Genomic DNA, 26225 nt, shown 5'->3' with positions numbered 1-26225 from the left:
CTTTGAATGGGGCGTGAGCGCATAACAAGACTGTGAAAGCAGTCAGAAAAGGTCGGTTCATTGCCCTCAGTCCCTACCATAGCCGTCGTCGACGACGACCAGGCCATCCGTGAAGCTATGGATGATCTCGTCAAGTCCTGCGGTTACGAGTGCCGTTTGTTCGCCTCGGCGGAAGAATTCCTCGTCTTCGAACCGCGATCCGCGATCGATTGCATGCTCGTCGACGTGAAGATGCCCGGCCTCAGCGGAATCGAACTGCAGGCAGAGTTGAACAAGCATTCGCAGCGTCCCCCGATGATCTTTGTCACGTCGTACAAGGACGAGCGGACGCGCAGCAGGGCAATGAACGGTGGCGCATTCGCCTTTCTTGGCAAGCCGGTCGATATCGAAAAGCTGATCGTTTGCCTCGAGCAGGCGCTCGCGCACTAGGTCGGATTGACGCGCCGCCGCTTCGATTGACGAGGCTTTGGCGCGTCGGATTATCGCCTATAAAAAACGGCCCGCCTGGCGAAAGCCAATGGGCGCATCTCAAATCGGTACTTCACCGGGACATGCCCTGACGACACCGTCTGGGCAAGCGATCCCGTGTCGCTTGCCCAGACACCCCGAAAGCAATATGCACAAGGAGACAAGATGATGTTCTCATTCACGAACACCCAGCTGTCGGAGCGAGATGGCTTGCTGTCCCTGAGTGTCAGCCTGGTCAATCACGTCTCGCGTCGATCATACACGTTGCGGTGCGAACTGCGGCGCGACGAGCCTGGCCACACGATTGACGCGGCACGTTTCGACGAGCGGCTTCAATCGCTCCGCCGGTCGATCGACAACTCCTTTTCCGGCAATTGACCGCCGCGGGGCCCTTCCATGAATCGACATCCGTCTACCCCTGTCAGCCGATCGCCAAGCGAACAGGTCAATGCTCGAGATCGTTTGCCGCCGGCAAGAGCAGCCAGGAAATCGCGCTCATCCGCGGTTTGAGCAGTCATCCTGTCAATACCTATCTGCGCTCTGCCATGGGGACGCTCGACGTGGTCAATCAGATCCATGCGGTCGCTGCCACGTGCTGTCTTCGGCTGATCTAATCGGGAACAATCGCCCTTGACGCACGCCGCAGCGGTCCAACAGCCGGCCGAGGTCATTGGCGCATTGGTGGCGACGTCGGCGCCTGGCATCACGCTCATACCTTTTGCGAGATCCGACTAGACCTGCGTATAGATGTGCCGATGCCCATCCAGTTGTAGCCTTCTGTCATCACATTCATTGACAGGAGGACATGATGTCCAGGTTCAAAGACAAGCCAACCGTCCTGGCCCGGATATTGGACGACATCGTCAAGTCAATCTCGATCCGATTTGAAGACGCCATCGAGGCGGCAGCACGCCGTCCTCAGGGTCTCTGGATGCAGCCTCAATACCTTCCTGTCCGCGTCCGCGCGGACGCGGACAGGCGCACGGCTTCCTATCACCGCGATCGATCATCAATCGGCTGATGCCGCATCTCAACACAATGGTTCGATCTACATTTCTGGAGCCCGGAATGACAACCATCCGAACCATTGCCACCCCTCCGAATCACAGGCGATCTGCCGCAGCAGCCGCTATCGTTGTGCTCGTGGTCGCGGGTGTGTCGGCAGCGTCGTTCTGGCTCGCGGGAACCGGGCCGACCGCAGCAGCACCTGGGGCCGGCGCTCCCGCAGTGCCGGTCCAGGTTGCCGCACCGTCGATGCAAGAGGTGCCGGTTTATCTCAATGGCCTCGGCACTGTGCAGGCGAATTACACGGTCAACATCACGACCCGCGTCGACGGTGAGCTTCAGAACGTCCTCTTTACGGAAGGACAGGCGGTCAAGAAGGGCGATCTTCTCGCCGTCATCGACCCCCGTCCGTATCAGGCCGCGGCCGATCAGGCGGCTGCAAAGATCCAGCAAGATCAAGCCGATCTTGCCAATGCGCAGTATCTGCTCGCAAAAGACCAAAAGCTCTCCCAACAGCAGATTGCCACCCAAGAGACCGTCGAGCAACAACAGAGCCAGGTGGCGAGTTTCACGGCCCAGCTTGCCGAGGATCAGGCGGCCAAGGAGGCCGCCGACGTCTCGCTCTCCTATACGCAGATCCGATCACCGATTGACGGGCGCACCGGTATCCGCCGCGTCGACGCGGGAAACCAGGTCCACACGACAGACACCACGCCGATCGTGACGATTACGCAAACGCAGCCGATTTCTGTGGTATCGACGCTTCGCGAAGACGATCTCGGCGCTGTTCGGGATGCGATGAAGTCGGGTCCCGTTGCAGTCGATGCGCTCGCGATGGACCAGTCCAGAACGCTGGCGACCGGCAGCCTTTCCCTGATCGACAACGTCATCGATCAAAACAGCGGCACCATCCGCATCAAGTCCACGTTCGAGAACCAAGACGACGCTCTGTGGCCGGGACAATTTGTGCTGCTGCGGCTCAGGCAGAAGACGCTTCATCAGGCGATCACGATCCCGTCGGCGGCGCTACAGCGCGGCGTGGATGGCTTCTTCGTCTACGTCGTCGATGGCAACGGCACCACCGCGGTCCGCAAGGTTGTTCCCGGGCCGATCGAGAAAGGCCGGGCCGTGATCACAAACGGGCTTGCCGGCAACGAGCAGGTGGTGACTGCCGGCCAGTACCGGCTCGATGTGGGCACACATGTGTCTGTCGAGCAAGGCTCATCAAACACGGCGCAGAAGGAGTAGCGTGGTGTCTATCTCCTCGTGGTTCATTCAAAGACCGATCGCCACCTCTCTGCTGATGGCCGCGTTGTTTGCCATCGGGGTCGTTGCCTACCCTCTCCTGCCTGTCGCGCCGTTGCCTCAGGTCGACTTCCCTACGATCCAGGTGTCGACGCAGTTCCCGGGCGCCGATCCGAAAACAATGGCCTCATCCGTCACGCAGCCGCTCGAGCGACAGTTCGGTCAGATTCCCGGCGTTACGCAGATGACGTCGACGAGCACGCTCGGCAGCAGCTCGATTACGCTTCAGTTCGATCTGTCACGCAATGTGGACAACGCTGCGCAGGACGTTCAGACAGCGATCAACGCCGCCGGCGGGCAACTGCCGACGGGCCTGCCGTCGCCGCCGACCTACCGAAAGGTCAACCCGGCGGACCCGCCCGTCATGGTGTTGGCACTAACATCGGACACGCTGCCGCTCACCCAGGTTGATGACTACGCCGAGAGCGTTCTCGCCCAGCATGTCAGCCAGCTCAATGGCGTTTCCCAAGTCCTGATCTTCGGCCAGCAGAAACCCGCCGTACGCCTACAGATCGATCCTCGTAAGATCGCGAACATGGGGCTGTCGCTCGAAGACGTCAGGACCGCTGTCACCGGCATCACCAGCAACGCACCGAAGGGCTCCGTTCAGGGAACAGAACGGACGTACACCATCTACGACAACGACCAATTGCTGGATGCAGCGCCCTGGAACGATGCAATCGTTGCCTACCGGGACGGTGCGCCGGTTCGCATCCGCGATATAGGCCAGGCGGTTGATGGACCGGAGAACACCCAGCTCGCCGCCTGGGCGAATGGCAAGCACGCGATTTTGCTGCCGATCTTCAAGCTGCCGGGCGCCAATGTCGTCGAAACCGTCGATCAGATCAAGGCGACGCTGCCTCAGCTCCAGGCGATCGCGCCCGCAGCCATTCATCTTTCGATCCTCAGCGACCGGACCGAGACAATCCGTGCGTCGGTGCTCGACGTCGAGACGACACTCATGATCACGATTGCGCTCGTCGTCACGGTCATCTTCGTCTTCCTGCGCAATCTCTTTGCAACCGTCATCCCAAGCATTACCGTGCCGTTGGCGCTCCTGGCGACGCTGGCTTTGATGTATCTCGCCGGATTCAGCCTCGACAACCTTTCGCTGATGGGATTGAGCATAGCTGTCGGCTTCGTCGTCGATGATGCGATCGTCATGGTGGAGAACATTCATCGCCACATGGAGATGGGCAAGACGCCGAACGAGGCTGCCATCGATGGTGCCCGCGAGATCGGCTTCACCATCATCTCGATCAGCATCTCTCTGGTCGCGGTCTTCATACCGCTGCTTCTAATGGGTGGCATTGTCGGAAGATTGTTTCGCGAGTTCGCCATTACCGTGACGATGACAATCGGCGTTTCCGCACTCGTCTCGCTGACCATTACGCCGATGATGGCCGCCCGCTTCCTGAAACCTGACGAGGCGTCCGGCCATGGAAAGCTCTATGCTGCATCCGAGCGCATCTTCGACCTCATGCTTGACGTCTATCGGCGCACACTCGACGTCGCGCTGCGCCACCATCGCCTGACGATGGTCGCATTCCTTGCCTCGCTCGCAGCAACCGGCATCCTCTTCGTCAACATTCCGAAAGGCTTCTTCCCGACGCAAGATACGGGCCTGATCACCGGCATCCTGGAATCTTCCCAGGATATCTCGTTTGCCGAAATGGCACGGCATCAGGTGGAAGCTGGCAATATTGTCGCAAGCGATCCAGCCGTTGCGACAATCGGCATGGCTGTCGGCGGCGGCTCGGGGCTGACAGTTAACACAGGCCGCATGTTCATCACACTCAAGCCGCGCGATGAGCGAGACGCATCGGCGAGCGAGATCATCAACCGGCTGCGCACGAAGCTGGCACAGATGCAGGGCGCACAGCTTTTTCTACAGCCGGCGCAGGACATCAATGTCGGCGGCAGGAGTTCGGCCACGCAGTTCCAATACACGCTGCAGGATGGCGACGCTGACGAGCTCGACGACTGGTCAAACAGGCTGCTGGCCAAGTTCAAGACCCTGCCTGAGCTGACCGACGTCGCCACGGACCAGCAAAATGGTGGCGCTACCGTCACCCTGGCAATCGATCGCGATCAGGCATCCCGCTTCGGCATATCCCCCCAGACGATCGACAACACGCTCTACGATGCCTTTGGTCAGCGCCAGGTCACACAGTATTTCACCGACTTGAACAGCTATCATGTCGTCCTTGAGTTGGCTCCGCAGGCTCAGAATTCGCCGCTGGCGATCAATGGCCTCTACATCAAGTCGCCGCTGACCGGTCAACAGGTGCCGCTCAACCAGCTGGTCAGGCAGACCACCGAACCGACGGCGGTTCTCGCGGTCAATCATCAAAGCCAGTTTCCCTCCGTCACGCTGTCCTTCAACCTAGCCAAGGGCGTGGCGTTGAGCCAGGCGGTCGCAGCCATCGGCAAGGCCGAGGTCGAGATGGGCAAGCCGGCGACGTTGATCGGCAGTTTCCAGGGTAACGCCCAGGCCTATCAAAGCTCTCTGGCGAGCGAGCCGCTGCTGGTACTTGCTGCTCTCGCGGTCATCTATCTCATCCTCGGCGTGCTATACGAGAGCTACGTCCACCCGCTGACTATCCTGTCGACCCTTCCCTCCGCTGGTCTCGGCGCGCTGGCGATGCTGTGGTTCTTCGGCTTTGACTTTACCGTAATCGCCCTGATTGGCGTTATTCTCCTGATCGGGATCGTGAAGAAGAACGGCATCATGATTGTCGACTTCGCCATCGCGGCTCAGCGCGAAGAGGGCCTGTCACCAAAGGATGCGATCCGCCAGGCCTGCCTGCTGCGCTTCCGTCCGATTATCATGACGACTTGTGCGGCGCTGCTTGCCGGCATGCCTTTGATGGTCGGTCACGGCACCGGCTCGGAGCTTCGCCAACCGCTCGGCTACGCCATGGTTGGCGGCCTTTTGATCAGCCAGGTCATGACACTCTACACAACACCGGTCGTCTACCTCTACCTCGAAAAGCTCGGCGAACTGATCACTCGAAGGCGACCTGCAGTTCCCGGTGTTCCAGCGCCGGCGGAATAGTCCAACAGGAGTGACAGCCATGGAACCCTTATCCAGACGCACAGTGCTTGCCCTTGGAGCGATGGGAGGCACGGCGCTCGCGGCGGGTGGCGCCCACGCCGCCAGCTTCGGCAATCCGGATCAGCCGGCCGAGGGCGCGATCAATGCCAATCGTGCCGGCCTTTCGGATCCCGGTCCGAAAAACCCCGCGATCAACGAGCAATTTCCCTCGTTTCAAAACCCGCCAGCAACGGATGTGGGTGACATGCAGCTGTTTTGGGGATCGTTCAACAATGCCGCCAAGCGCATCCAGAATGGAGGCTGGGCGCGCCAGGTCACCAAGTCGGATTTTGCGATCTCCGAGGCCGTTTCCGGCGTCAACATGCGGCTCGGTCCCGGCGGCATCCGCGAGATGCACTGGCACCGTGCCGCCGAATGGGCGATCATGACCAACGGGCGCTGCCGCGTCACGGTTCTTGATCCCCAGGGGCGAGCCTATGTGCAGGATGTGGAGGCAGGCGATCTCTGGTATTTTCCAGCCGGATTCCCTCATTCGCTGCAAGGACTTGGGCCGGATGGCTGCGAATTCGTGATCGTCTTTGACGAAGGCGACCAATCCGAATATGGCACGCTGCTTCTGACGGACTGGCTGGCGCACACATCGCCGGAACTTCTGGCCAAGAACTTCGGCGTGCCGCAGGAGACGTTCAGGAACATTCCGTTGCAGGATCTCTGGATTTTCCAGGGCAAGGAGCCCGGTCCGCTTTCGGCTGACCAAGAGGCCGTCGCTTCTGCTGGACTGCCGCCGTATCCCTTTACCTACAGGCTTTCGGGCTCGGCTCCACTGAAGCAGAACGCATCCGGCACGATCCAGCTTGCCGACAGCAATAGCTTCAAGGTGTCCAAAACCATTGCGGCGGCGATCGAGACGATTAGGCCCGGAGCCGTGCGGGAGATGCATTGGCACCCGAATGCAGACGAATGGCAGTATTGGATCAAGGGGGAAGGTCGAATGACGGTGTTCGACGCCGGTCCGCGCAGCCAGACGGCCGACTTCCGGCCGGGTGATATCGGATACATAAAGAGAAGCCAGGGCCACATCATCGAAAACACCGGCAAGACGGATCTGCAATTCGTGGCCGTCTTTAAGGTTGCTGAGTATCAGGAGATAGGCCTGTCGTCCTGGCTGACGCACACGCCGGCAGCGCTTGTGGCACAGCATCTCAATGTCAGTGTCGCCGACATTGAGAAATTCCCTGCCGATCAGCCGGGTATCGTGCCGCGCTGAACCCGATATCGCGGCGGCGCCAGGCGCCAAGATGCCCCTTTTCTCCCGTCATCGACGGGAGAACAGACAAAGCGCCGGCGAAAAGCTCGTCAGGGTGCTTACAGATCTCGTCGGAGGTAACGACCTGCTGGATGTCACCGGCTTTGAGAATGACGATGCGATCGCAGGCGTCATTCCCTCGGCCTGGTCGTCGGTCGCGTCAATGATCGCTATGCCGACGGCTCGGTGCAGCCGCTTGATTTCGGTACGGGTCGTGGCACGTCAACTTCGTTGAAGACAAGCAATCGTCGAGTGGTTGGCTGGGCACCTTTCGGCCTGGCGTGACGGACCAGCTTAGTCGACACTGTCGGCCGCAACGATACGCGAACCGCAGCTAAAAGCCGCAGGTCGTAAAGAACATACAAAATGTCGCACATGCGATATCACGTAATTAAATGAAAGCTAATGTGCGTCATAACGAAATAAATCGCGCGCGAAGCGCGCCGGGAACGCATCAAATGACTCCGTCCGAATTCAGGGCGGCGCTCGCTGTCACTGGATTGACGGCAAGCGTCGCCGCAGAGCTTTTTGGCGTCGATGAACTCGCTAGCCGTCGGTGGGCGTCGGGTGAGCAGCCGGTCCCACGTGCCGTTGCGCTCAGTCTGTGGCTGATGGCATCCTATGGCGTTTCAGTGGCCCAAGCGCGAATTCTTTCAGAAAGTCCAAAATTGCCAAAGTCGGCTTGAGCGCTTAGGCCCGGAATCTCCTGTTACCGCCGGAGGCCTCTTCCGAGCGAAGGTCGGCCTCTTGGTGAGGCGCTGAGGGCCGGCTGATCTTGCTTAGCCTCTGCCAAGGGCGGCATTTCTATCAAGGCTGTGACGCAGGTTTGGGGTTCCTACGCGATGGAATCGGTGGCGACCCGTTCCCACTCATGATCCTGCGCCCAATCTGCGCTACTTGTTGAATTTGGCCTAGCTATCCGGATATATAGGAGGAAAGAAGAAATCTCGGAGACAGACCGTGCGCCAGGAAATTGTTGAGGAAACTGTCGCTGAGAGCGGTTATCGGCAAATAAGGGCGGACATAATATTCGGGCGCCTCGCGCCCGGCCAGAAGCTCAAGCTGGAGAATTTGAAAGGCGCTTACGAGACCAGCGTCAGTACGCTACGGGAAATTCTCAACCGCCTGACGTCTGAAGGGCTCGTTGTGGCTGAAGGTCAGCGAGGCTTTGAGGTTGCACCAGTATCCGTTGCGGACCTCAAAGAGATCGCAGCTCTGCGCCTGCTTCTGGAAGAGCACGCGCTCGAACAGTCCTTCGAACAGGGCGATGTGGAGTGGGAGGCAAAACTGGTGTCTGCTCATTACAAGCTTGCGCGGATGGAACAGGTCATGGCGTCGGGCGACACAAGCAGAGCGGAAGACTGGAAGCGCTACGACTGGGAGTTTCACCAGGCCCTGATTTCCGCCTGCGGATCGCGTCTGCTGATGGAGACCCACTCGGCCGTTTTCGACAAATACCTGCGATATCAGATGGTTGCGCTGTCCTATCGCGGCAGCGTTGCCGAACAGGAACATAGGCAACTTCTGGAGGCCGCGTTGCAACGCGATAGCAAGACCGCAAAGAAAGTCCTGCAGTGTCATATACAAGCAGGCGTCGAGCATGCGCTTGGAAAAGGCCTGTTATCCGCCGTGCCACCACAATCGTGATAGTCGGCACTCTCGTAGTGCCTGAGCAAAGCAGGGGACCTCATGCTCAAAATTGCCGGTGAACCTTCCGAGACCGTAGGCGACGTCGTTTTCCGGCAGATCCGTCAGGACATCATTTCCGGCGCCTTGGCGCCTGGTGCGAAAATCAAACTTGAGCAAGCCAAGGAGCGCTATTCGATTAGCGTATCGTCGCTGCGCGAAATACTCAGCCGCCTGACCACGGAAAACCTGGTGCTAGCGGAAGGCCAGCGCGGCTTTGAAGTCAGCCCGGCCTCCCGCAAGGAGCTCGAGGAGCTCGCCGATCTGCGTACCGTGTTGGAAACCCATGCGATCGAGCTTTCATTTTCGGCCGGAAATCTCGAGTGGGAGGGACGCATCGTCGCCGCCCACCACAAGCTGGCGGCAGCGGAGAAGAAACTGCTAGCAGGCGATACATCACGCACCATCGACTGGGTTCGCTATGATTGGGAATTTCACCAGGCGATCGTATCGGCTTGCAATTCCGCAACACTCATGGCGGCGCTATCTTCTGTGTTCGACAGGTTTTTACGCTATCACATGCTAGCCCAGAGCTTTCGCGGTCAGGCCGTCGTTGACGACCACAAGCTACTTTTCGAACTTGCCTTGAAGCGCGACATCGAGGGCGCTCGAGCCGTCATTCGCCGGCATATAGAAAGCGGGGTGGCGCACGTCCTGAAGAGCGGTCGCATCGACTGACCGGCGCCGATCAGACGGCATCCTTCGGGACACCTTCGGGCCGCATCTGCCTCTTGAGTGCAGCAATACGGAAAATGGCGTTCGGCGCGCCATAGCCCCGATAGCCGCGTCGTTCGACGATTTCGAAGAAGAACCCCTCGCCGTAGGTGCCGCTGTAGAGCTGGAAATATTCTCCATGCTCATCGCGGTCATAAAGGATGTTTTCTGCCTTCAGGCGCTCGGTGAGATCGGCATCCAAACCGAAGCGGGCTTCGACATCGTCATAATAGTTCGGTGAGATGTGGAGCGGCTTGAAGCCTTGCTTGCGAAGCGATCTGGCGGTGACGAAAATGTCGTCGGTCGAAAAGGCCAGATGCTGGATGCCCGAACCGAATTTTTCGGCGATGAAGTGACCGGCGAGCGTGCGGCGGTTCTCCGCGCCATTCATTGTAAGGCGCAGCCTGCCGGTTTCATTTTCAACGACCTGGCTGCGCACAACGCCGCTCGGATCGATGATATCAACCATTGGCGTCTTTCTGGTCTCGAAAATTGAAGTGTAGAAGAGCAGCCAAGTCAGCATTTCATCATAGGCGACCGTCTGGGCGATATGGTCGAACTGCAGCAGTCCGGCGCCAGCCTTGCCGCCGTCTTCTGAAACCGGCTCGAAATCGATTTCCGAGAAACGGCCGAGCGGGCTCTTGTCGTCGATGAGGTAGATCAAGCCGCCGCCGACGCCGCGAATTGCCGGCAGTTCGAGTTCGCCATCGGCAACGGCCTGTTGGAAGGGCTCAGCATCCATCGCAAGAGCGCGCCGATAAGCTTCACTGGCATCCTCGACAACGAGCGCCAGAGCATAAGCGAATGTGCCGTGGACTGCATAGGCAGCGCTTGCAAAACCGAGCGGATCGGCATTGACCAGAATCCGGATACTGCCCTGTTCAAACAACGTCACCTTTTTAGATCGATGGATGGCCCTCTTGCGAAAACCCAAGGCCTGTAAGAGCGCAATCAGCTCGACGGCCTCGTCTTCATCGGTGGCGAATTCAACAAAGCCAATACCCCTGACGACAGCACGTTCCGGCATGGGAACGCCGATCGGCGTCTGCACATTGCGGCGAACCTGGTCGGCCAGATAGATCAGCGAACGATGACCATCCGCGGCGATCGCCCGCGTGGAGCCGCCACGAAACTGGTCATTGAAGATCTCCAGCGAGAAATAGCCGTCATACCCGGTCGACGCCACGGCCTCGGTGAACGCGGTTACCGGCAGATCGCCCTCGCCTGGCATGTTGCGAAAATGGCGGCTCCAATAGAGCAGATCCATGTCGATCAGCGGCGCATCGGCCAATTGTACGATGAAGATCTTCTCCTTTGGAATCGACCGGATCGAGTTGATATCAATCTTGCGCGAGAGCGAATGGAAGCTGTCGAGGATAAGCCCGACGTTCGGATGATGAGCGCGACGCACGATCTCCCAGGCATCGCGGTGGTCGTTGACGTAACGGCCCCAGGCGAGCGCCTCATAACCCACCTTGAGGCCGCGTTTGGCCGCGCGCTCACCCAATTCGTGAAAGTCGGCAGCCGCGCGATCGATGCCTCCAAGCGCTGCCTGCGAGACGTTCGAGCAGACAAGCACCATGTCGGTTCCGAGTTCCTGCATGACGTCGAACTTGCGTTCAGCCCGGTCGAAGGTACGGCTTCGAAGCCCATCCGGCATGCCTTCGAAGTCGCGGAAGGGCTGGAAAAGCGTTATCTTGAGCCCGAGATCGGTCGCCATCGTGCCGACGTCGGCGGGGCTCCCGTCAAAGGCCAGAAAGTCGTTCTCGAAAATCTCGACACCGTCGAAGCCCGCGCGCGCAATGGCTTCAAGCTTGTCGGGTAATTCGCCGCTGAGCGTTACCGTCGCAATCGAGGTCTTCATAATTCAAAACCCTTTCCATCGTCGCACCGGAGCGCCGCCATGGGCCACTTTGCCTGACGCGCCAACTCTCGATCATGGTATTATGCCAAATGTCGTGAACATTTCAAATCAATTGGTCAAATCACAAATCTCATATGATTGTTAAAAACTCTGTTGATTTGTAACAGATCCTCTGGCAAGAGTTGGTCATGCAGTCGGGAGAGGATGACTGTTGGGTCCGAGCGACCGCCAAAAAGGAGGAGGAATCAATGTTCAAATCGCTGCTGACGCGCCGAAATGCGATGCTGGGTGCCGCTGCTGTCGTAGCTGCCATCGGGCTTGCCAATCCGGCTGAAGCCGTCACGCCCGAAGAAATCAAAGCCAGAGGAAAGCTTATCGTTGGCATCCAGGGCGACAACCCGCCGTGGGGCTTTGTGACGAGCGGCGGCAAGCAGGACGGGCTCGATGCCGATATTGCAACGCTTTACGCCAAGGAACTGGGCGTTTCCGTCGAATTCGTGCCGCTGGAAGTCAACAACCGCATTCCGGCCCTGACCACGGGCCGCGTCGACGTTCTCTTCGCAACGATGGCCATGCTGCCGGAGCGCGCCAAGGCCGTTCAGTTCAGCAAGCCTTACGTCGCCAACGCCATCGTGCTGATTGCGCCAAAGTCCATGTCGGTCAAAACGAATGACGACATGGCCAATCTTTCGATTGGTGTCGCGAAAGGTGCGGCTCAAGATACCCAGGTCACCAAGAACGCACCCCAGAGCGCTACGATCCGCCGCTTCGACGGCGATGCACCCAGCGTGCAGGCGCTGGTGTCCGGCCAGGTGCAGGCGCTCGGCGGCAACATCTTCTACATGGACCGTGTCGAGAAGGCCCGTCCGGGCGAATTCGAAAACAAGCTTGAGTTCCAGAAGCTCTACAATGGCGCTTGCACACGGCTTGGCGAGAAGGAGATCAATGCCTCGATCAACGCCTTCGTCGACAAGATCAAGGCCGATGGCGAGCTCAAAAAGATCTATGACAAGTGGATGAAAGTGCCGGTTCCCGAGTTCCCCGAGAGCCTGGACGGCATTCCGTTCAGCGCCAACTGAGCCAGTAACCGCTTGGCAAAAGCAAACGGGCGGGCGTTGCGATGCCCGCCGACGGTGTCGCGACGCCGAAAAGCACGGCTTTGCGCGTTTCGAGGAGCGCGATCATGAACAATACGATATTTGTGCTCAACGGGCCCAACCTGAACCTGCTTGGCCAGCGCGAGCCCGCCATCTACGGCGCGACAACACTCGCGCAGATCAAGGAAAAATGCCTCGCCAAGGCAAATAACCTTGGGTTCGACATCGACTTTCGCCAGACAAATTTCGAAGGTGAGCTTGTAGAGAGCGTGCACCAGGCACGCAACGAGGCCTGCGGCATCATCATCAACCCGGCCGGCTACACCTTCACGTCGATTGCACTCCTGGACGCGCTGAAGACTTTCGATCCGCCGAAAATCGAACTGCATATCTCCAACGTGCATGCGCGTGAGAGCATCTATCACAAGTCCCTTATCTCTCGTGCAGCAACGGCAATCATCATTGGGTTTGGCGCAGCTGGCTATGAATTGGCGATCCAAGCCATGGCCGGGATGGTCGAACGCGACTGAGGAGAGGTGATGAACTACACGTTGGATTTCACGCCGGTCATCGATGGCCTGCCGAGCCTGCTCCTCGGCTGTCTCGGCACGTTGCTGCTCGCCATTTGCGGCATGCTGCTGGCAATCGTGATTGGCATCGGCGGCGTCGCATTGCGCGATTCGCGCTACAAATCGCTGCGCTGGCTGGTGATCGGCTTTGTCGAGCTCATTCGCAACACGCCGTTCCTGGTTCAGATCTTCTTCCTGTATTTCGCCCTCCCCCTTGCCGGCATCCGGCTGGATCCGACGCCAACGGCGATCATCGCTCTTGGGATCAACGGCGGCGCCTACGCCATCGAGATTATCCGTGGCGGCGTCCAGTCCATCTCGAAAGGTCAGATGGAAGCCGGCCTCGCGCTCGGCCTGCACAAGGCGCAGGTTTTCCGCCTCATCATCCTCAAGCCGGCGCTGAGGGCGATCTATCCGTCGCTGACCAGCCAGTTCGTGCTGCTGACGCTATCGACCAGCATTGCCTCGGCCATCTCGGCCTATGAGCTCACCTCGGTTTCGCAGCGCATCGAGTCGGAGAGTTTCCGCAGCTTCGAGGTCTATTTCACTGTGACGGTTTTCTACCTCGTCATTTCCTGGCTGATGATGCGCCTCTTTGCGTTCTTCTCGGCACGTTATTTCGCCTATCCGGTCAAGTAGGAGCAATCGATGGGCAGCGAAGAATTCGTCTTCCTTCTGATCGGTCTGAAATGGACCGTCGTCTTGTCCGCGGTTGGCTTCGTCTGCGGATGCATTGCCGGGCTCGGTGTGGCGCTCGCGCGCACTTCGGAAATTCCGCTGCTGGAGCGACTGATGGCCGGCTACATCGCGGTCTTTCAGGGAACACCGCTGCTGATGCAGCTCTTCGTGGTCTATTACGGACTTGCCCTGATCGGTTTCAAGCTCGATGCCTGGGTGGCTGTTGCCATCGGCCTGACGCTGCATGCCAGCGCCTATCTGGGCGAAATCTGGCGTGGCTCGATCGAAGCGGTTCCGCACGGCCAGACCGAGGCCGCAAGAGCGCTCAGCCTCAAATATGTCTCGCGCATGAGGGACGTCATCCTGCCACAGGCTCTGCGCATCTCACTGCCGGCAACGATCGGCTTTCTCGTGCAGTTGATCAAGGGAACCTCGCTCGCCTCCATTGTCGGCTTCACGGAACTCACCCGCGCCGGCAACATCATTTCCAACCAGATCTTCGAGCCGCTGACGGTCTTCGGGATCGTGGGCGCGCTGTATTTCCTGATGTGCTGCCCGTTGACGATTTTCGGCGCCCGTCTTGAACGGAAGTTCGCCGCCGCATCGCGGTGATCTCCGGCGCCTGCCACGAAAGAGACGGAATTAAACTCATGAACAGTCCTTTGCCCGCATCGACCGCCGAAACCAATATCACCATGGACCACGTGGAGAAGTGGTATGGCGCCTTTCAGGCCTTACACGATATCAACCTGTCGGTTCGCAAGGGCGAGAGGATTGTGCTGTGCGGTCCGTCCGGCAGCGGAAAATCGACGCTGATCCGCTGCATCAATCATCTGGAAACCTATCAGAAGGGGGAAATCCGCGTCGGCGGCATCCTGCTCGCAAACCAAGCGAAGGCAGTCGACGCGATCCGCCGCGAAGTCGGCATGGTCTTCCAGCACTTCAATCTCTTTCCCCATCTGACCGTGTTGCAAAACTGCATGCTCGCGCCGATGCGCGCGCTTGGCGTTGGAAGGGCGGAGGCAGAAGACCGCGCACGTTCTCTGCTTGGCCGGGTCAAGATCCTTGAACAGGCAGGCAAATATCCTGTGCAGCTTTCCGGTGGCCAACAGCAGCGCGTCGCAATCGCACGGGCGCTCTGCATGCGCCCGAAGGTCATGCTCTTCGATGAGCCGACCTCTGCTCTGGATCCGGAGATGGTCAAGGAAGTGCTCGATACCATGATCAGTCTTGCCGACGAAGGCATGACGATGGTCTGCGTGACGCATGAAATGGGCTTCGCCCGACAGGTCGCAAACCGCGTGATCTTCATGGCGAGCGGCGCGATCGTCGAGGAGGCGCCTCCTGGGGAGTTCTTCACCAATCCCAGCCATGAGCGCACACGCAAATTCCTCGGCGAAATCCTGCGCAACTAGGACTTTTGAGGGAATTTTCATGTCAGCACCATCGCAGTCGGCTCCCTTGAAAATCGCGGTGATGGGCGCCGGTCTCATCGGTCAGCGCCATATCGAAGGCATTCTGGCCGAGCCGCGCACGATACTTTCCGCCGTCATCGATCCCTCTGATGCCGGGCGTGACTTTGCGGCAAGCAAGGGCGCTTCATGGTTTTCGACACTTGCCGAGGCGACAGCAGCCAAGCGCCCGGACGGCGTAATTGTTGCCACCCCGAACCAACTTCATGTCGATAACGCCCTGGAGGCCATTGCAACGGAAATTCCCGTCCTTGTCGAGAAGCCGATCGCCGATAATGCGCAAGCAGCGGCCCTTCTCGTTGCCGCCGGCGCAAGGGCAGGCATCCCCATCCTGGTTGGTCACCATCGCCGTCATAATCCCATGATACGGGCGGCAAAACGCGTTCTCGACAGCGGTCGGCTCGGTAAGATCCTGACTGTCCAGGCGACATTCTGGGTCGCCAAGCCGGACAGCTACTTCAATATCGGTTGGCGCCGACAGGAAGGTGCGGGGCCGACCTTCATCAACCTGATCCATGACGTTGATCTCTTCCGCTATTTCTTCGGCGAGGTCGAAGCCGTCCATGCAATGGAGTCAAATTCGGCCCGCCAGCACCTTGTCGAGGACACAGTCGTCATCCTGCTCCGTTTCGCGAGCGGTGTGCTCGCAACGTTGAATGCATCCGATGCTGTCGCCTCTCCCTGGAGCTGGGAGATGACGACTGGGGAGAACCCGGCGTTTCCGCACCAGGATCAATTTTGCTACCAGATCGGGGGGACGGGCGGATCGCTGGCCATTCCCCAACTCGCGCTTTGGACCAATGCGTCGAAGCCAGATTGGCTTGAACCGCTGGTCACGGAACACGTGCCCTTCACTCCGGCCGATCCACTGGCGCTGCAGCTTTTACACTTCTGCGATGTCATTCGTCGTGAAGCAGAGCCCCTTGTCAGCGGCAAGGAAGGTCTTGCGACCCTGCGCGTGATCGAGGCGATCAAGGCATCGGCGCGGTCAGGCGAGACGATCCACCTGGACAACGTCCAGGTTCGACGAGGTCATTGAAATGATTACTGGGACCACCCGGCTAATTGCTCATCTCGGCTATCCGACAGAGTCATTCAAGGCTCCCCTGATCTACAATCCCTATTTCGAAAAGAGTGGCATCGAAGCCGTCGTCGTACCAATGGGTTGCAAGCCCGAAGACTATCCGTCATTCCTCAAGCTCGTCTTCAGACTTTCGAATATTCACGGCGCCCTCGTCACGATGCCCCACAAGATTACGACAATGGGGTTGATTGACGAGGTGTCGACGAATGCGAAAGTGGCCGGCTCCTGCAACGCGGTCAGGCTCGCGCCGGACGGACGGTTGATGGGCGACATGTTCGACGGCGAGGGTTTCGTGAGGGGACTCTTGCGCAAGGGACAAACGATAACAGGGGCGCAGGTATTGATCGTCGGCGCTGGCGGTGTCGGGTCGGCGATCGCTGCGTCACTGGCAGGCGCTGGCGTGCGCCGGATTGCGCTTCATGATGACAACGCTGTCACGCTCAATGGGCTTAGAAGCCGTCTGACGACACACTATCCGACGACAGAAGTGACTGCTGGCTCGAATGACCCGACAGGTTTCGATATCGTCGTCAACGCGACACCGCTCGGAATGGGGAAAGACGATCCGTTGCCTCTTGATGTGTCTCGGCTCTCTGCGTCCACTTTCGTGGGCGAAGTCGTCATGAAGGAAGAAATCACGCCGCTGCTGGCCGCGGCACGCGCGCGTGGATGCCCATTTCAGATTGGCACGGATATGCTGTTCGAGCAGATCCCGGCCTATCTGGAATTCTTTGGATTCCCAACGACAACGGCAGATGACCTGCGGTCGATCGCAAGGCTTCGATGATCGCGCTCCGATCACTTGCGCAGCGCGCCAAGCCTTGCAAGAACCTCGTCGGGGATTTCGTAGCGCTTGATGACATCCCTCCCATTGTGGAGCCCGCAGATCTCGCGTTGAACAAACAACGCCCAAACGGCTTCGGAGGCGTCGTCGAGAAGGCTTTGCCGGTCAATTCTTCGGTCGTCTACTGACCACGCTGCAAGCCTCGCCAACGCGGCTTCCGCTTTCCTGCCCTGACGGCCCAGAGCGTCCGCTCGCGCTGAGGCAAGCTCATATTCCAATGGATTCAAGGCACTCGACTGGCCAGAGAGTGATCGTGGTGGCCTCAGACTCACAATGTCTTCCTTCCCGGATATCCGCTCCATTCTCGTCAGGCAGCGAAGTCGCCGCGTTGCCAACGGGCTTCCTAGATGTATCAACCAACTCGCTCAGTTGGTATGGCATGTTTCCTTCTTCCCATCACGCGTCAGCGTGGCTTCCCGGCCCTTGATCCAGAACTCCATATCACTGTTGGCGTAGCGGCCGCCGTCGGCCGAAACGACCTGCGGCAGATTGATCTTGCCCGATGAACCCGAGAAGACAAGCACCACACTTCCGGGCGAACCACTGGGTGACGAAAAGGCTGCATGGAGACGTGTGCCGGCGGTGCATTCGTATTGTGCCTCGATGGCAACCGTACTGTTTGCCGATACCGCAAGAGCAGCAAGCGCAAGCGTCACGATTGTTTTCGCAGTCATCACGGCCCCTTTGCCAAACTCGATAATCAGTCGGCTCGTTTCACGCCTTGCGCCAGCGTGTCAGCCGTCGGATGACGCCCTGGTCAACAACCAAGTCTAACCCTCAAGCGCTCTTGAAGAAAGGCATCGCGTCTTTGGCCCTGCTTCCAAAGCGTGCTCACGCTTCGTGAGCGGCGGCATGCTGCTTGACGTTCGCGCGTTTCAGAGGCGAGCGAAATTGAACCAGTGACACCGCTATGGCGTCGCCAACAAGCATTGCGATCCGAGCCTTCAAGGCGCGAGCCGCACGATGTTGCATTTGGGCGTGCAACGCACTATCCAGCCGGCTTCAGAATATGGAGAAGCCAAGTCATATTTTCTCCAATGCGGATTTTGGGCTGATTGGATCAGGCCGTCCCCTGTTCATTTCGAGTGCTTCAATGTTGCGTCGCTTCTTCTCCTATTATCGGCCGTATCGCGGCCTCTTCATTCTCGACTTTTCCTGCGCCATTCTGTCAGGCCTGTTGGAGCTTGGCTTTCCCATGGCCGTCAAGCTGTTCGTCGACAGGCTCCTGCTCAGCCATGAATGGCTGTTGATCCTGCTTGCGTCGGCAGCTTTGCTTGCAATCTATGTCGTCAATACCGGCCTGATGACGGTCGTCACCTATTGGGCCATATGCTTGGCATCAATATCGAGACAGACATGCGCCGCGCGGCGTTCAATCATCTGCAGAAGTTGTCTTTCAGCTATTTCGACAACCAGAAGACCGGACATATCGTCGGGCGGCTGACGAAGGATCTCGAAGAGATTGGCGAAGTCGCTCACCACGGCCCCGAGGACCTTTTCATCGCATTGATGACCTTTGCCGGCGCCTTGCTGCTGATGTTCTCGGTCAACTGGCAACTGGCGCTGATAACGGCTGTTGTCGTGCCCCTGGCAGCCTGGGTGACGAGCCATTTCGGGAGCCGCATGACGCAGAATTTCCGTCATCTCTTCGACCGGGTCGGCGACTTCAACACCCGCATTGAGGAAATGTCGGCGGCATCCGCGTTGTGCAAGCTTTCGCCAACGAGAACTACGAGCGCACGCTCTTCGAAAAGGACAATCAGAGCTATCGGCGCGTCAAGCTCGACGCCTACAAGCTCATGGCGGCAAGCAGCTCGCTGAGCTATATGAGCATGCGGCTGACGCAGATGGTCGTGATGATCGCCGGGGCTTATTTCGTACTCTCTGGCAACCTTACCGCCGGTGGCTTCATCGGTTTCCTGCTTCTGGTCGGCGTCTTTTCCGTCCTGTCGAAAAGATCAACTCCGTCATTGAAACCTACCCCAAGGGCATTGCCGGCTTCCGACGCTTCACCGAGCTTATCGATACCGAGCCAGATATCGCCGATGCACCTGATGCCGTCACGGTCGATCATCTCAACGGCGAAATCGCCTATGAGGACGTTTCCTTTGGATACAGTTCGTCAGCGGCGGTTTTCGAGCATGTCAATGTGACGATCCGCGCCGGGGAAACGATCGCATTTGTCGGCCCTTCGGGCGCCGGCAAGACGACGATCTGTTCGCTCCTGCCGCGCTTCTACGAGGTTCGCGGTGGCCGCATCACGATTGACGGCCTCGACATCCGCGACATGGCCAAGGTGTCACTGCGCCAACAGATCGGCATTGTGCAGCAGGACGTCTTCCTGTTCGGCGGCACGATCCGCGAGAATATCGCCTACGGTCGATTGGGTGCCAGCGAGGGCGAGATCGTCGAGGCAGCCCATAGGGCACGCCTGGAAGAGATGCTTGCGGGTCTGCCCGCAGGTCTCGATACCGTCATCGGCGAGCGCGGCGTCAAGCTTTCCGGCGGACAGAAGCAGCGTGTTGCCATTGCGCGCATGTTCCTGAAGAACCCTCCGATCCTGATCCTCGACGAAGCGACATCGGCGCTCGACACCGAGACGGAGCGCGCAATCCAGCGCTCACTTGGCGAACTGTCGCAAGGACGCACGACCCTCGTCATTGCCCATCGGCTCGCGACCATCCAGGGAGCGGATCGGATTGTCGTCGTGGACGGCAAGGGCATCGTTGAGCAGGGCACGCATCAGGACCTCATCGCCAAACGCGGCGCCTATAACCGGCTGCATGATGCACAGATGAGGAACCACTGAAAAACCTGAAACGTCACGATTGATGCGATGCGATAAACTTGATAATTGCACACATGTTTTACAGTTGCAGGACATTGCCATGACATTTCAGCCGCGCATGCAGAACGCGATCGAGGGGTTCTCGGTCGTTGGCGGGCTCAGGCGTCGAAACTGGAACGGCATTACAGCCGACCTGTGGGATGTCGAATGCGGCGCTTATGCAGGCGGACATTACGTCGCGCGCGATCCGCGCCTCTTCATCCTTCTCGACCACCTCGGGCGCGGTCGTCCTTCGGTCAGGCGTTCGGCGACGGCAGCCGGGACACCGCAGGACCGTCGAGCCAGCCCAATTTCCTACATCCCAGCGGAAATGGAACTGTGGGTGGACATCAGAGAGGTTCACCAGATGCGTCATCTCGACGTCCATTTCGATGCCGATGTCATCAGCCAGCGGCTAATGGAAGATATCGATCCGCAAAAACTGAGAGAGCCGCAACTGCTCTTCTTAGACCAGCGGGCAATGGCGCTTGCCGAACTGATTGCCACAGAGATCGCCAGCCCCGTTCCGTTGCATGATCTCTACGGCGATGGTCTTGCGCTCTCACTTGTCATCGACGTGCTGAAGATGGTCAAGACGCCGCCCCGCAAGCGCGGTGAACTGGCATCCTGGCAATTGCGCCGCGCCACCGAGTTCATGCAGGAGCATTGCGGTCGCAACATCCGCCTCAAGGAACTGGCCGAACTGACGGGGCTGTCGCAGTCGCATTTCAGCCATTCGTTCAAGGCCTCTACCGGCCTCACGCCACACGATTGGCAGATGAACGCCAGACTTGAGCTTGCCAAAGAGCTGCTGCGCGATGGCGATCAAGGCCTCACCGCAATCGCCGTGGAGACGGGCTTTTCCGATCAGGCGCATTTCACACGTGTCTTTCGCAAGCACGTCGGCACGACACCGGCGCGCTGGAAGCGGTCTAAGTGTGAGTGATGCATTTTTGCAAAGATTTGCCCACGAATTTTGAAATTGCCCAAAATCGTTCAATCGCCGCTGATCAGGCCAAGCCCGACCTTTAAATTTGAGTTAATCGCTCAGCTTATTGGAGCTGGCGCCTGGCAGGCCGCCGGCGGGCCTGTGAGCGGGGTAGTAGGAATATGCAAAAAGTTGAAGGTTTCCAGGGCGCGCGGCGGGCTCTGCGTGCGAGCGTCGCGCTGATCGGTCTTTGCGCCGCCTGGACGGCGCAGGCGCAGACGGCCGACACCGCACTTGCGCCGATCGTCGTCCAGGGCCAGAGCGCCGACAACAAAGCGATCGGTCCCGTGAACGGATACGTCGCCAAGGAAACCACGACGGGATCGAAGACCGACACGCCGCTCAACGAAATTCCACAGGCCGTCTCCGTTGTTGGAAGGCAGGAAATGGATGACCGCGGTGTCGTCAACAAGGTCGATGAAGCCTTGCGCTATACGCCTGGCGTGACCGCTGCTCCTTATGGCACCGACCCTGACACGGACTGGTTTTACATTCGCGGCTTCAACGCCACGCAAACGGGCGTTTTCCTCGATGGCCTCAGCCTGTTCAGCTATGGCTTCGGCGGCTTCCAGATCGATCCATTCATGCTGGAGCGTGTCGAAGTGCTGAAGGGCCCCGCCTCCGTTCTTTACGGCGGCTCCAACCCAGGTGGCATCGTCAACATGATACGCAAGCGACCGACCGACGAGCCCTATTATTATACCGAGACCGGCATCAACAGTAACGGCAACGGGTTCGGCGGTTTCGACTTCTCGGACAAGGTCGGCAGCAGCGATACCATGAGTTATCGCCTGACCGGCAAGATCGCCGGCGGCGACAACTATTCCGATTTCTCACATGACCTGCGCGGCTTCATCATGCCACAGCTAACGGTCTCCCCGGACGCCTCCACCAATTTCACCGTATGGGCCTACGCTGGCGGGCTCGATCAGGTCCATATCGGCAACGGGTTCCTCCCCTATGTCGGCACCGTGGTGGACGCACCGTTCGGCAAGATACGCCGCGACTTCTTCCCGGGCGAACCGGACAGCGACACCGGTCGCTACAATCAGGAAATGGTCGGCTATGAGCTGGAGCACGCGTTCGACAACGGCTGGAAACTGTCGTCGAACTTTCGCTACGGGCATCTCAACAAGTATGAATTCGGACCCTACCCCTACGGCTATGTCGGGGGCACGCCGACGGCGCCGAACTACGACCTGCTGCGCATCGGTTTTGAGGGTAATACCAGCGCCGACACATTGGCATTTGACAACCGCGTCGAGACCGATTTTGAGCTCGGCGGTGCCAGCCATACCGTCATGGCGGGGATGGACTACCGCTACTATCGCATCGATAATGTTCAAAACTCGCTGTTCGGGACGACGCCGATCAGCCCGGTTAACCCGATCTACGGGCTGCCGCTGCCGCCCAACAACCCGCTTTACAATCAGGTTCTGGCGATGAACCAGCTTGGCTTCTACGCCCAGGACCAGATCCGCTTTAGTGATGGCTGGATAGCCACGCTTAACGGCCGCTACGACTATGTGCGCAGCGAGATGGACGATCGGCTGCCCGCCAATGACGACTTCCGCACCTCCGAAGGCGCATGGAGCGGTCGTGCGGGCCTCGCCTATGAGTTCGCCAATGGCGTGACGCCTTACATCAGTGCCGCAAGCTTCTTCAACCCGTTGGTTGGGCTCGGCGCGCAAGGCCCGCTGCTGCCGGAGGAAGGCTTGCAGTTTGAAGCCGGTGTAAAATACGAGCCGACCTTCATGGACGCGACTTTCACGGCCTCGGTCTTCCACATCAACAAGCGTAACAACGTCGTGTCGATTGCAGTACCACCGTGGCAGGATCAATTGGGTGAAGTCAGATCCCAGGGTGTCGAACTGGAAGGCAAGGTCAACCTCAACGATAACTGGAAGGTTCTCAGCTCAGTTGCCTATAATGATGTCGAGGTCACCAGGAACGATCCCAACCCGTCGCTTGTCGGGAAAACCCCGTACATCGTGCCGGACGTTACAGCCTCCTTGTGGCTCGACTACACCGTCACGACAGGCACACTCGAGGGCCTGAGCCTCGGCGCAGGCGTGCGTTACAAGGGTGAGTCGTGGGCCGACGAAGCGAACACACTCAAGGTTCCCGACGCGACACTTGTTGACGCCGCGGTCCGTTACAAAAAGAACGACTGGGTCGCGTCACTCAACGTCACCAACATATTTGACAAGGTATACGTGGAAAGCTGCGGTGGTGTAGGCGCATGCGGTTATGGTGACGCACGCACCTTCACCTTCAAGCTGAGCAAAGTCTGGTAGCACAATAATTTTGCATATGAAGAAGGCCCTTCCGGACCTTCTTCGCGCGACTGGAGATGAATTTGCGCGCATCACTGCTCACCCGCAGGACTTTTCTGGCTGGAACGGCCACGTTCGTTACGAGTGTGGCGCAAGGCCGGTCGCCAGAACCACGGGTTGCCACGCTCGACTGGGCGCTCTTGGAAACGCTGCTTGCGATCGGTGCCAACGTGGTTGCGGCGACGGAACTGCGCCAATTCAGGCAGATCGCCGTAACACCCGAAGTGCCCGAGACCGTCGCTGATCTCGGGCTGCGCGGAACGCCGAACCTTGAGGTTTTGCGCTTCGCGCGCCCCGACTTGATCTTCAGCTCAAACTTCTACGCCTGGGCCGATCCGCTGATGAGCCGCATTGCAGCGGTTGAAAGTCATGCGATCTATGTGCCCGGAAGAAGTCCTTACGAACTGGCCGAGCAGGCAACACTGGCGATTGGCGAACGCCTTGAGCGCAAGGAGGCGCGGCAGCTGGTCGAGGATCTCGCTGCGAAACTGGATCGCTATAAGTCCCTGTTTGCCGCCAGCGGCGATGGACGCCCCATCCTGCCAATCAATCTCGGCGATGCCCGCCACTGCCGGGTGTTTGGTTCCGACAGCATGTTCGGTGAAGTATTGCAGCAGGTCGGACTGTCTAACGCCTGGAAAGGAGCGACCAGCTATTCCGCCACGGCGCCTGTCGGCATTGAAACTCTGGCGTCCATGCCGGATGCCTGGATCCTCCTCATTCCGCCGCATCCGCAAGACGCGTTCGATGCCCTGACCGGCAGCGCATTCTGGAAGGCCCTTCCGGCCGTACGCGAGGACCGCATCCTGACGACCGGTTCGATCAACCCCTATGGCGCGCTTCCGGCCGCGGGTCGCTTCGCCGACTTTCTCGCCGAAGGATTCTCCCGTGTCCGAAATGGCTAGCCGTTCCATGCCACGCACGCATTCCCGCAGACCAAGCATGCCGGCTTGGGTGCTTGCGGTTGCATGCGTCACCTCCTTCGTCCTTCTACTGCTGCTGCGTCCCCAGGTGCCCGGCGATCCTGAGCAGGCCAAGGCGCTCGACGCGATCCTGCTCTGGAGCAGCCTCATGCCACGGGCTGTGATCGCTCTGATCTCAGGGGCCGCACTGGGCCTCGCCGGGGCGCTCCTGCAGCGCATCCTGCGCAATCCGATCGCCGATGCCTCGACGCTCGGTATCGCCTCCGGCGCGCAACTGGCGCTGACGATCGGTCTTAGTTTTTCGCCCGTCCTTGCCGGTGTCTCGCGTGAGCTCATCGCCTTTGCCGGTGGTCTGAGCGCCGTCGCCCTTGTCCTTGCCTTGAGTTGGCGCCGCGGTCTTGATCCGGTCACCGTGGCCATCTGCGGCATGATCGTCAGCATGGTTGCAGCCTCACTCAGCGTTACGCTGGTGCTGGCACGAGGCGAATATGCCATGTCGATCCACATCTGGGGCGCCGGCGCCCTCAACCAGCAGGATTGGGGTGGCGTAACATCGCTTGCACCTCAGCTCGCTGCTGGTATCCTCGCCGCGCTGCTTCTGCTCAGGCCGCTCAACATCCTGGCTCTGGACGATGCCAGCGCCAAAGGTCTCGGTGTTTCGCTCCACGCCGTCCGGCTTGCCGTTCTGATGCTCGCCGTTTGGCTGTCAGCCTCCGTCACCGCGACGGTCGGCATCATTGGCTTCCTCGGGCTTGCCGCGCCGGCGATCGCACGGCTTTGCGGTGCGCGCACCACGCGTCAGATCATGACGACCGCGCCTCTTGCCGGCGCCGCGGTGTTGTTTCTGACGGATTGCCTGACGCAGCTGCTCGGTCCCGGCTTTTTTGACCTTGCGCCAACAGGAGCAGCCACCGCGCTCACCGGCGGCCCGCTCCTGCTGTTTTTGCTGCCGCGCGTGCACGGGCGGGCGGCGGTTACGGCAAGATCGGCCGGGGCTGTGCGACGTCGATTGCGACCAGCACCGGCGCTAATGCTTCTCGCCGCTGGCTTTCTGCTGGTGTTCGCAGCCGTGCTTGTCGTTGGACCGACCGAGGGTGGCTGGAGAGTAGCCATCGGCTCGCTGCTCTTAGATCTTCTGCCGTTCCGGCTGCCGCGGATTGTCGTTGCGGCCGCAGCAGGCGCGATGCTGGGAGCGGCCGGCTTCATCATGCAACGCGTGACCGGCAATCCGCTGGCTAGCCCCGAGGTGCTCGGCGTCTCCTCCGGCGCCGGGGCTGGACTGACGGTGACGCTATTCATATTCGCCTTCCCCTCGCCTCCAATCATGATCGCCGGCATGGCATCAGGCGCACTCGCTTCATTCCTGGCCATGATCGCCATTGCCCGGCGCGCCGGGCTATCGACGGAGGCACTCCTGCTTGCAGGTGTTGCCATCAGCGCGTTGTGTCTTGCAATCGTCGGCATGGTGCTCGCCCAGGGAGACATGCGAAGCTACATTCTGCTGACCTGGATATCGGGCTCGACCAACCGCGCCGGCACGCTCGAAGCCTGGACGGCAATCCTGTCGCTAACAAGTCTGACAGCACCGCTCTTCCTGATGACGCGCTGGTTCGCGATCCTGCCGCTTGGCACAGGGTTGGCGCGCAGTGTCGGACTGCGCGTCACATCGACACGGCTGCTGCTTGCAGCCTTCGCCGCGCTGATGAGCGCGATCTCTTCCTTCCTCATTGGACCGCTCAGCCTCACCGGCTTGATCGCACCCCACCTGTCAAGATTGATCGGCTTTCAACGGGCCAGCGATAACCTGCTCGCGGCCATGCTGATCGGCGCCGGCCTGCTTCTCGTGGCCGACTGGTTATCGCGTGTGGTTATCTATCCCTACCAGGTGCCGGTCGGCCTGTTCGCCGCCCTGATCGGAGGACCGTACCTTCTCTGGCTCCTCGGTCGAAAGGAAACGCGCTCATCACTCTAGGACCCGACCAATCGGCACTCCGGGAGCGC

The 26225-nt window shown here is 59.4% G+C and carries 22 protein-coding genes and 1 pseudogene; 20 read left to right on the top strand and 3 right to left on the bottom strand.

Annotation, left to right across the window (positions count from 1 at the left end; all coding sequences use genetic code 11):
- Window positions 1–60 precede the first annotated feature (60 nt).
- The 8 genes from FHX09_RS01720 to FHX09_RS01680 all read left to right on the top strand — a co-directional run bounded on the left by FHX09_RS01720 (window position 61) and on the right by FHX09_RS01680 (window position 9506).
- Window positions 61–429, top strand: a complete 369-nt coding sequence (locus FHX09_RS01720) for a response regulator (protein WP_007795999.1) — start codon at window positions 61–63, stop codon at window positions 427–429.
- A 204-nt stretch (window positions 430–633) separates the two neighbouring features.
- Window positions 634–846: a hypothetical protein gene (locus FHX09_RS01715; protein ID WP_007795996.1), complete on the top strand. Its 213-nt coding sequence runs from the start codon at window positions 634–636 to the stop codon at window positions 844–846.
- 430 nt (window positions 847–1276) lie between these two features.
- Window positions 1277–1489, top strand: coding sequence for a hypothetical protein (locus tag FHX09_RS01705; protein ID WP_132587936.1), 213 nt, complete (start codon window positions 1277–1279; stop codon window positions 1487–1489).
- Window positions 1490–1536: 47 nt separating this feature from the next.
- Complete coding sequence (locus tag FHX09_RS01700; protein ID WP_184449172.1) at window positions 1537–2721, top strand: efflux RND transporter periplasmic adaptor subunit; 1185 nt, start codon at window positions 1537–1539, stop codon at window positions 2719–2721.
- Between the two features lie 4 nt (window positions 2722–2725).
- Entirely contained in the window at window positions 2726–5836 is a 3111-nt protein-coding gene (locus FHX09_RS01695) for an efflux RND transporter permease subunit (RefSeq protein WP_132587938.1), read from the top strand.
- A gap of 19 nt (window positions 5837–5855) precedes the next feature.
- Window positions 5856–7103, top strand: a complete 1248-nt coding sequence (locus tag FHX09_RS01690; RefSeq protein WP_183722103.1) for an oxalate decarboxylase family bicupin — start codon at window positions 5856–5858, stop codon at window positions 7101–7103.
- Window positions 7104–8102: 999 nt separating this feature from the next.
- Entirely contained in the window at window positions 8103–8789 is a 687-nt protein-coding gene (locus tag FHX09_RS01685) for a GntR family transcriptional regulator (protein WP_184449170.1), read from the top strand.
- A gap of 42 nt (window positions 8790–8831) precedes the next feature.
- Entirely contained in the window at window positions 8832–9506 is a 675-nt protein-coding gene (locus FHX09_RS01680) for a GntR family transcriptional regulator (protein WP_132587941.1), read from the top strand.
- 10 nt (window positions 9507–9516) lie between these two features.
- Here the strand turns inward: FHX09_RS01680 and FHX09_RS01675 are convergent, their stop codons facing one another.
- Entirely contained in the window at window positions 9517–11406 is a 1890-nt protein-coding gene (locus FHX09_RS01675; protein ID WP_184449167.1) for a sugar phosphate isomerase/epimerase and 4-hydroxyphenylpyruvate domain-containing protein, read from the bottom strand.
- 248 nt (window positions 11407–11654) lie between these two features.
- On the opposite strand from FHX09_RS01675, the gene FHX09_RS01670 reads away from it, so the two are divergent.
- The 7 genes from FHX09_RS01670 to FHX09_RS01640 all read left to right on the top strand — a co-directional run bounded on the left by FHX09_RS01670 (window position 11655) and on the right by FHX09_RS01640 (window position 17093).
- Window positions 11655–12485, top strand: coding sequence for a transporter substrate-binding domain-containing protein (locus tag FHX09_RS01670; RefSeq protein ID WP_183722104.1), 831 nt, complete (start codon window positions 11655–11657; stop codon window positions 12483–12485).
- A 104-nt stretch (window positions 12486–12589) separates the two neighbouring features.
- Complete coding sequence (gene aroQ, locus FHX09_RS01665) at window positions 12590–13033, top strand: type II 3-dehydroquinate dehydratase (RefSeq protein ID WP_007795962.1); 444 nt, start codon at window positions 12590–12592, stop codon at window positions 13031–13033.
- A gap of 9 nt (window positions 13034–13042) precedes the next feature.
- Window positions 13043–13711, top strand: coding sequence for an amino acid ABC transporter permease (locus FHX09_RS01660; RefSeq protein WP_007795960.1), 669 nt, complete (start codon window positions 13043–13045; stop codon window positions 13709–13711).
- Window positions 13712–13720: 9 nt separating this feature from the next.
- On the top strand, window positions 13721–14362 hold the full coding sequence (locus FHX09_RS01655; protein WP_184449165.1) for an amino acid ABC transporter permease: 642 nt from the start codon (window positions 13721–13723) through the stop codon (window positions 14360–14362).
- Between the two features lie 38 nt (window positions 14363–14400).
- Window positions 14401–15165, top strand: coding sequence for an amino acid ABC transporter ATP-binding protein (locus FHX09_RS01650; RefSeq protein ID WP_184449163.1), 765 nt, complete (start codon window positions 14401–14403; stop codon window positions 15163–15165).
- A 19-nt stretch (window positions 15166–15184) separates the two neighbouring features.
- Entirely contained in the window at window positions 15185–16261 is a 1077-nt protein-coding gene (locus FHX09_RS01645; protein ID WP_132587946.1) for a Gfo/Idh/MocA family oxidoreductase, read from the top strand.
- Window position 16262: 1 nt separating this feature from the next.
- Window positions 16263–17093, top strand: a complete 831-nt coding sequence (locus FHX09_RS01640; RefSeq protein WP_184449161.1) for a ThiF family adenylyltransferase — start codon at window positions 16263–16265, stop codon at window positions 17091–17093.
- Between the two features lie 11 nt (window positions 17094–17104).
- Here the strand turns inward: FHX09_RS01640 and FHX09_RS01635 are convergent, their stop codons facing one another.
- Together FHX09_RS01635 and FHX09_RS01630 are read right to left on the bottom strand one after the other, a co-directional pair.
- On the bottom strand, window positions 17105–17422 hold the full coding sequence (locus tag FHX09_RS01635) for a DUF6665 family protein (protein ID WP_132587948.1): 318 nt from the start codon (window positions 17420–17422) through the stop codon (window positions 17105–17107).
- Between the two features lie 93 nt (window positions 17423–17515).
- Entirely contained in the window at window positions 17516–17824 is a 309-nt protein-coding gene (locus tag FHX09_RS01630) for an MliC family protein (RefSeq protein WP_183722112.1), read from the bottom strand.
- Window positions 17825–18243: 419 nt separating this feature from the next.
- Here FHX09_RS01630 and FHX09_RS01625 point away from each other — a divergent pair.
- From FHX09_RS01625 to fhuB, 5 genes and pseudogenes are all read left to right on the top strand, one after another.
- Window positions 18244–19959 (top strand): annotated as a pseudogene (locus FHX09_RS01625) (ABC transporter ATP-binding protein).
- Window positions 19960–20038: 79 nt separating this feature from the next.
- A complete protein-coding gene (locus FHX09_RS01620) occupies window positions 20039–20923 on the top strand; it encodes an AraC family transcriptional regulator (protein WP_132587950.1) in 885 nt (294 codons plus the stop codon).
- Between the two features lie 164 nt (window positions 20924–21087).
- Window positions 21088–23262 (top strand): TonB-dependent siderophore receptor, encoded by a 2175-nt coding sequence (locus FHX09_RS01615; protein WP_132587951.1) that lies wholly within the window; start codon window positions 21088–21090, stop codon window positions 23260–23262.
- A gap of 62 nt (window positions 23263–23324) precedes the next feature.
- Window positions 23325–24206 carry an ABC transporter substrate-binding protein gene (locus FHX09_RS01610; protein ID WP_246699366.1) on the top strand — a complete coding sequence of 294 codons (882 nt, stop codon included), beginning with the start codon at window positions 23325–23327 and terminating at the stop codon, window positions 24204–24206.
- Between the two features lie 37 nt (window positions 24207–24243).
- Window positions 24244–26196: a Fe(3+)-hydroxamate ABC transporter permease FhuB gene (fhuB, locus tag FHX09_RS01605; protein ID WP_245505383.1), complete on the top strand. Its 1953-nt coding sequence runs from the start codon at window positions 24244–24246 to the stop codon at window positions 26194–26196.
- The last annotated feature ends 29 nt before the right edge of the window (window positions 26197–26225 follow it).

Source organism: Rhizobium sp. BK538, from assembly GCF_014197575.1.
GTDB lineage: Bacteria > Pseudomonadota > Alphaproteobacteria > Rhizobiales > Rhizobiaceae > Rhizobium.
The sequence above is the reverse complement of the archived record's forward strand: the minus strand, read 5'-3'. Positions and strand labels throughout refer to the sequence as shown.